At 69.4% G+C, this 6856-nt stretch carries 10 protein-coding genes; 3 read left to right on the plus strand and 7 right to left on the minus strand.

What is annotated here, in order from left to right; translation table 11 throughout:
• Nucleotides 1-184 precede the first annotated feature (184 nt).
• Together OTB20_RS27485 and OTB20_RS42895 are read right to left on the minus strand one after the other, a co-directional pair.
• Entirely contained in the window at nt 185-1483 is a 1299-nt protein-coding gene (locus OTB20_RS27485) for a transposase (protein WP_267821463.1), read from the minus strand.
• Nucleotides 1404-2021: a TMEM175 family protein gene (locus OTB20_RS42895; protein ID WP_420716497.1), complete on the minus strand. Its 618-nt coding sequence runs from the start codon at nt 2019-2021 to the stop codon at nt 1404-1406. The genes OTB20_RS27485 and OTB20_RS42895 overlap by 80 nt, the downstream gene beginning before the upstream one ends.
• A 246-nt stretch (nt 2022-2267) precedes the next feature.
• Between OTB20_RS42895 and OTB20_RS27495 the strand changes: the two genes are divergently transcribed.
• The 3 genes from OTB20_RS27495 to OTB20_RS27505 all read left to right on the plus strand — a co-directional run bounded on the left by OTB20_RS27495 (nt 2268) and on the right by OTB20_RS27505 (nt 3520).
• Nucleotides 2268-2765, plus strand: coding sequence for a hypothetical protein (locus OTB20_RS27495; protein ID WP_267821467.1), 498 nt, complete (start codon nt 2268-2270; stop codon nt 2763-2765).
• A gap of 90 nt (nt 2766-2855) precedes the next feature.
• Nucleotides 2856-3044, plus strand: a complete 189-nt coding sequence (locus tag OTB20_RS27500; protein ID WP_267821469.1) for a hypothetical protein — start codon at nt 2856-2858, stop codon at nt 3042-3044.
• On the plus strand, nt 3041-3520 hold the full coding sequence (locus tag OTB20_RS27505) for a group II truncated hemoglobin (RefSeq protein WP_267821470.1): 480 nt from the start codon (nt 3041-3043) through the stop codon (nt 3518-3520). The genes OTB20_RS27500 and OTB20_RS27505 overlap by 4 nt, the downstream gene beginning before the upstream one ends.
• A gap of 57 nt (nt 3521-3577) precedes the next feature.
• Here OTB20_RS27505 and OTB20_RS27510 read toward each other — a convergent pair whose 3' ends face one another.
• From OTB20_RS27510 to rpe, 5 genes are all read right to left on the minus strand, one after another.
• Complete coding sequence (locus OTB20_RS27510; RefSeq protein WP_267821472.1) at nt 3578-4051, minus strand: barstar family protein; 474 nt, start codon at nt 4049-4051, stop codon at nt 3578-3580.
• Entirely contained in the window at nt 4048-4533 is a 486-nt protein-coding gene (locus OTB20_RS27515) for a ribonuclease domain-containing protein (protein ID WP_267821474.1), read from the minus strand. Before OTB20_RS27515 ends, OTB20_RS27510 begins: the two co-directional genes overlap by 4 nt.
• Before the next feature lie 49 nt (nt 4534-4582).
• On the minus strand, nt 4583-4807 hold the full coding sequence (locus OTB20_RS27520; protein WP_267756982.1) for a CarD family transcriptional regulator: 225 nt from the start codon (nt 4805-4807) through the stop codon (nt 4583-4585).
• 136 nt (nt 4808-4943) lie between these two features.
• Complete coding sequence (locus OTB20_RS27525) at nt 4944-5957, minus strand: sugar-binding transcriptional regulator (RefSeq protein WP_267756989.1); 1014 nt, start codon at nt 5955-5957, stop codon at nt 4944-4946.
• A 138-nt stretch (nt 5958-6095) separates the two neighbouring features.
• Nucleotides 6096-6782: a ribulose-phosphate 3-epimerase gene (gene rpe, locus OTB20_RS27530; protein WP_267821476.1), complete on the minus strand. Its 687-nt coding sequence runs from the start codon at nt 6780-6782 to the stop codon at nt 6096-6098.
• Nucleotides 6783-6856 lie beyond the last annotated feature (74 nt).

Consider the following 6856-nt stretch of genomic DNA (forward strand, 5'->3'; position numbering starts at 1 on the left):
CAGCCGAGGAACGCACGTACTTCATTCTCACACGACCTGGACTTCACACCACCCCGGCCGATCGTCCAGGACATTTGGGGCCGGATGGTCCCTTCCTACGAGCCCTCCGCCTGCCGGCCGACGCCATACGTCCTGCCCCCTCGGCCCGGCGGAAACCATTCCTTGCCCTCGGCGAGGTCCGGCATCAGCGGATGTACTCGCGGCGCGGGCTCTGCCCGGGGACGACCGGTGCCGGTGGCGGGACCGGGACCGCGGCGGCCTCGGCGGCGACGACCGGGCGGGTGGGGGCGGTCCGGGCCGGCCCGAGGTGCGGACCGGGTTCCCGGCCGCGCGTGCCCAGCAGCATCGCGGCGTGGGCGACGCTGGCGAGGGTGGCGTGGTGGTGCCATCCACGGAAGGAACGGCCCTCGAAATCGCGGATTCCGGCGGGTTCGCACACTTCGGCGAAGTCGAGGGCGACCCGGTCGGTGAGTTTGCCGAGCAGGAACAGTTGCGCGAGCGGCCGGTCGCCGATGTTGGTGAGCCAGAACTCCGAGGGCAGCAGCGCCTCCTCGGTCCACGCCCCGACGAGCAGCAGCGGGGTGGGCGGGGCCGGTACGAGCCGGTCCTCCCCGGGGGTGGCGAAGACGGCGGCCGAGGTGAGCAGGGTGACCGCTCCCTCGGCGCGGCCGTGCCGGGTCCATTCGACGACGCGCCGCTGGGAGCGCAGGGAGTCGATGAGCTCACGGGCGGGCGCGCTGTGCGGGCCGGACTTGTGGCGGCCCCCACCGCCGAACGAAACGGAAAGGGTGCCGTCCACTTTGAACACGAAGGGGATGTCATGGGTCGCGAACGACTCGACGCACTGCGGAAGTTCGGCATTGGAGACTTCCATCACCACGGGCCTGCGCTGGAGTTGCCAGGTGGCGGCCATCCGCTGGACCGCGTGTACCGCGTCCTGGGCGGGGGTGAGCGATCGTGCCGTGTCGGGGAGGCCGGCGCGGCGGCGGCGCGGGATTTCCGCCGTCCAGGGCCCGGGGAGGGTGAGGCTCCAGTCGACGGGGAAACCCGCGTCGCTGGAGGTGAGCCAGATCCCGCCTGCCTGCTGGCAGTTGGCGGTTCGGCCCAGCTGGGGGACGAACTGCCGGCCCACGCCGACCGACTGGTCACCGGCCTTCTCTATGACCATGGGCTGCACCACCCAGGCCAGCGGGCGCTGGACGGTGCGTTCGAGGTGCTGGGCGAGGGAGCGGCGGACGGGGGTCCAGTCCCAGGGGGATTTGCTGATGAACTGCTGGAGGCTCTGTTCGACGGAACTGGCCCCTGTTCCGGCAATGTTGCGAATTGTTTTCTTGCCGCTGGTCCGCACGAGGCCGTTCAGGTATGTGCGGGCCCAGTTCCGCTGGTCCCGCCGGGGTAAGGATTCAAATAGGAGCGAGATCAGTGCGTCGATCAATTCGGAGATTTCCTTGCTGGATTCCTCCGGCAGGACTACGCGAGCCATCCGGGCCTCCCCCGCGACCAGCTAGATCCATTAGCCTACTTGGCCGCGGAGAACGGCCGTAGGGCCCGGCGGCTACTTCCTGAGGTCGCTCTCGGTTTCCAGCCGCTCTTCCTCTACGGCGAAGGAGATGGAGATCTGGTCGCCGCACGATCGATGGCGCGATCAGGAAGTGTGCGACGAGGGCGAGCCGCGAGGAGAGGACGGCCCGGACGACGGTCAAGGGGCGCGCGATCACACCGAGTCCGAACATCGCCGGCGCCAGTGGATTCAGGAACAGCAGCGACTGATCGACGGGACTCGAGCGGCTGAGGAGGGTGTGGCGGTTGGCCCACATGACGCCGACGAGCAGGAAACCGCCGACGTAAGCGGCATTCCGTGGCCACTGCCGTAAGGGTCCGTACGAGAGTTCGCCGCCCCGGCCCTCCGGAACCTTCAATTCCAGCACCAGGATCGTGAACACGATCGCGAATAGACCGTCGCCGAGGCCTCGGTCCTGTCGGCACCCTGCCCCATGGCCTCCCTTTCGGACTCGTCCCATCCGGTATTCCACGCGCACGGGGAGGACTCCGCCCCAACCTCCCCGCACACGCTACCCAGATATCCGGTCTCAGCCTTCGAATCCCGCATTCTGCCGCCAGATCCAGCCATCGCGGACGAGCAGGTCCTGGCGCGGGCGAGGCCCATGGTCGTCTCCCTGATCCGCCGCTACCGCCAGATGGGCCGAGAGTGAACACCGGGCCTTCCCACTTGCGCTCGGGGGCGGACCGGACGCACCGTTGATTACATGATTACAGCTGAGCAGAACGAACAGCTTCACTCCTGGTTCGCCGAGCGGCTGCCGGTGGACGCCTACGAGTCGCTCCTCACGGTCACCGTGGACCGGGAGGAGATCACGGTCGTCGGCACCGTCCCGGCGACCGAATCGGTGGCGGCGTTCCGCGAGCGCACCCGGGAACAGCGCATCGAGGTCGCCCGGGAGGCGGAGGAGCTCTACCGGCGCAAGGTGTCCTGGGCCGTCCAGGACGGCGAGGAGCTGACCCTCTTCACCCACCTCGCGGTCCCGGTCATGACCCGCCTGCGCCAGCCCGAGCGCCAGGTCCTCGACACCCTGGTCGCGGGCGGCGTCGCCCGCAGCCGCGCCGACGCCCTGGCCTGGTGCGTACGCCTCGTCGGGCGCAACACCGACACCTGGCTGACGGACCTGCGCGAGTCCCTGGACCGGGTCCAGCAGGTCCGGGCCGAGGGTCCGGACCTCACCGACTCCCAGAAGTCCGAGTCATAACGGCGAAGGATTCCCCGGCGCCCGCATGATCGCGCGAGCCCGACGTGGACAAGCGGCGATCAACGCCCGACCCGGGGAGAGGCCCGCACCATGACCACCACCGTCGAATACGTCCGCTACCGGATCGCATTGGACGACCAGCCGGCCGGATTCCGCAAGGGCGAGCACTTCCCGGCGTTCTTCGGCGCGATCCGCCCGTACGTCACGGCCATCGAGGAGATGCAGCACCACCTCGTCACCAGGGTGGCCGGCGCAGGAAAGGCCTCCACCCCGTCATGAGCACCCCACCCGGCACCACGCCCACCATCTACGAGTGGATGGGCGGTGCGGAGGCACTGAACCGCCTCACGGACGTCTTCTACGCCCACGTCCTGAAGGACGAGATCCTCTCCCCGGTCTTCGCCGGCATGGACCCGGAGCACGCCCGGCACGTCGCGGTCTGGCTGGCGGAGGTCTTCGGCGGCCCGAAGCAGTACACCGCCGCCCGTGGCGGCCACCAGCACATGGCCACCAAGCACCTGGGCCGCGGCATCACCGAACGGCAGCGCCGCCGCTGGGTGGACCTCCTGACGGACGCGGCCGACGAGGTGGGCCTGCCCACCGACCCGGAGTTCCGAGCCGTATTCGCGTACTACGTCGAATGGGGCACCCGCATGGCTCTGATCTACTCGGGCCCCAACCCGCCCCCGGTGGACGCGGCCGAGATCCCCGTCTGGTCCTGGGGACAGACCCCGCCCTGGATCCCGAAGGGCTAGCCCCCACCGGGAAAAATCCGGCCCCGCCAAGAGGTGAGGCGCGGAACCCCGAATCCTTCAGCCCCGTCGGCGTTTGAGGCTCGGGGCCTGGGGCCGGCCCCCGGCAGCCGGCCCGGGCTTGGGCTGCTCAACCCCAGGCTCGGGCACCGGCTCGGGCTCGGGCTCGGGCACCGCATCAGGCTCAGGCTCAGCCAGCAGCACGTTCAGCCCACCCCGCCAGAAATCCGCAGCCTCTTCCAGAATCTCCCGCAGGGTCTCCCAGTCACCCGGCCTCGCCGCGGCGTACCCCCGCCACGAGGTCACGGCCACCAGCCGCCCCGCCGCATCCGGCAGCCACGACAGGTCCTTGAGCGCATCCGCGAGCGCGTCCCAGTTACCCCCGAACCAGTCCGGAAGCTCCAGCGCGCCCTCGCAGCGCCGCATCAGTTCCGCCTTGGTCCGTACGCCGTCCAGATCCAGCCGTACGGTCGTCCAGCCGGCGGCCTCGGCCGCTTCGAGCGCGGGGGCCAGGGGCTGCGGGTCCAAGGTCATCGGAGAACCGCCTTGAAGGTCTTGTAGTGGTCGGCCGTGTAGAAGAACTCCCCGTCCCCACCGGTCACGATCCGCCGGGCCCCACGGTCCCGCTCACCGGGCGTCTTCACGGTGAACTCGTGGTAGTAGCCACGTTTCTTCTGCGGCAGGGCCTTCTCGAAGTTTCCGAAGACGGTCCCGTCCTGCCGGTACTGGTACGGCCCGCCCTTGTCGATCAGCACGAGCACGTCCCGGGCCTGTTGCGGCAATGCCGCGGCCCGTACCGTCGCCATCCCCTTCGCCCACCCGGGCGTCGCCGCGTTGGGACTGGCCGCCCCGCTCGGGGCGGCGTCAACCCCGGAGCCGGCACTCGCGCTCGTCATCGTGGCCATGGCGGGCACGGGTTTCTTCCCGCTGCAACCCACCGCACCGACCAGCGTCGCGCAGAGGAACACGGCCCCCAGCACACGCAGCAACGATCGGGGCACGTTCCGAAAGATCATGCACCGATCGTGCCAAATATCCGATTCGCCCGCGACTCGCGGGGTGGCTTCAGAGCGCGGCCATCTTGGTGTACGGGCTCAGGATGCGTTTCCGGACCTCGGGTCCGAACTCAACGAGCACAGCGATCCCCTCCTCAATGGCGACGACACGACCGAGGCCGTGCTCGTCATGAGTAACCCGGTCGCCGACGCTGAAGTGCCGGAGCGGCGCTTCTACGGGGGGTTTGAACGGGCTGGACGGCAAATGGCGGCGAGGTACTGCTGACTTTGTCATTGCACCCAGTATGCGCCCAGCAGGCCGTTGAACGGTCCGCCGTTCGGATCTCAATTGCGGCACCATCCACATCAGCGAACATCAGGTGCCCGTGTTTGACCGGCATTCGTCCGGACAATCGGACCAATCCGAACAATCACTCGTCCGGGTCGGCCCGCTCCAGCGCCGGCCGCAGACCGGGCTGCGATTCGGTCAGCAGGTAGTCCGCGACGGCGGTGTCGGTGACCAGACTGGTCACCAGCCCCGAGCGCAGCACCGCCCCGATCGCGGAGGCCTTGCGCAGCCCGCCGGCGATGGCGACGACCTCGGGGATCCGGCGCAGCCGGTCGGCCTCCACGGTGATGCACCGCTCGCCGAGGTCCCGCCCGACCCGGCGCCCCTCGGCGTCGAAGAGGTGGGCGGACATCTCGGCGGCGACACCCAGCGAGGCGTAGTGCGCCCGCTCCTCGTCGCTCAGCATGTCGTGCACGGTCGAGATGCCCGGCTCCCAGGAACCGATGGAGACGGCGGCGACCGTCACCTTGTCGAAGTACTCGAAGGCCCGCGCGATCCCCGTCTGGTTCCGCAGGGCGGCCGCGGTGGCCGGATCGGGCAGCAGCATCGGCGCGTAGATCGGGTGGGCGTCGCCGCCCGACACCTGAGCGGCCCTGCGCACGGCCTCCACGGACCCGCGCTCGGCCGTCCCCGCGTCGTACACGCCCGTCAGCTGGACGACGGTGCAGGGCGGGAGCCGGTGCAGGGAGGCGGCCATGTGGATGGTCGACCGTCCCCACGCAAGACCCAGTACGTCACCCTCGTTGACGAGCTCACCCAGCAGATCGGCGGCTACGGCGCCCAGGTTCTCCGGGTCCGGCGCGTCCTCGGTGGCATCGGCGGGAGACTCCACGACCACGGCGTGCCGCAGCCCGTAGCGGGCGCGCAGCGCGTCGGAGCGCTCCGCGTCCAACTCCGACGGCACCCGGATCTCGATGCGTACGAGGTCGCGCTCCAGTGCCGTCTCCAGGACCCGGGCCACCTTGAAGCGGCTCACGCCGAACTCCTCGGCGATCTGGATCTTGGACTTCCCCTCCAAATAGAAACGGCGCGCCATGGCCGCCGCCTGTACCAGCTCCGCGGGTCCCATCCGCAGGGCTGACCGTCCCGCCGACATTGCAGACACCGCGTTCTCCTCACTGCTGTTCACACTCTCGTGTTCACACTCTCGACTCGCCGTTCATCCTGTCAGATCCGACGGCCGTTGATCAGCCTGGACAGCTCCCGTTCACCGAGCTGTTCACCAAGCCTTGTCTCAGTGGTCGCAAGCCCAGGGCGCGGCGGCGATCGCCGCACCCGCCTGCTCACGCAGCGTGCGTACGGCCGCTGCCGGATCGACCGCCCCGTAGACCGCGCTGCCCGCCACGAACACGTCCGCGCCGGCCTCGGCACACCGCTCGATGGTCGTGGCGGAGACGCCGCCGTCGACCTGGAGCCACAGCTCCAGACCGTGCTTGGAGATCAGCTCCCGGGTGCGACGGATCTTGGGCAGCATGATGTCGAGGAAGGGCTGACCGCCGAACCCGGGCTCGACGGTCATGATCAGCAGCATGTCGAGCTCGGGGAGGATGTCCTCGTACTGCTCGATGGGCGTCGCGGGCTTCAGCGCCATGGACGCCCGCGCCCCCTTCGCCCGGATCTCCCGAGCGAGCCGCACCGGCGCGGCGGCGGCCTCGGCGTGGAAGGTCACGGAGCCCGCGCCGGCCTCGATGTACTGGGGGGCCCAGCGGTCGGGGTCCTCGATCATGAGGTGCAGATCAAGCGGGATGTCCGTCGCCCGGCTCAACGACTCCACGATCGGCATGCCGAGGGTGAGGTTCGGGACGAAGTGATTGTCCATGACGTCGACATGCAGCCAGTCGGCCCCCTGAACAGCCTTCGCCTCCTCGGCGAGCCGGGCGAAGTCGGCGGACAAGATGCTGGGATTGATCTGAACGGCCATGCCCCAAGCGTGCCATGCCGCTGACGCCTTCCGGCCACTACCCCGGAAGTGGGGGGTGGATGGGGGTTTGGGGT

It is taken from the genome of Streptomyces sp. H27-H1, from assembly GCF_026627445.1.
Classification (GTDB): domain Bacteria; phylum Actinomycetota; class Actinomycetes; order Streptomycetales; family Streptomycetaceae; genus Streptomyces.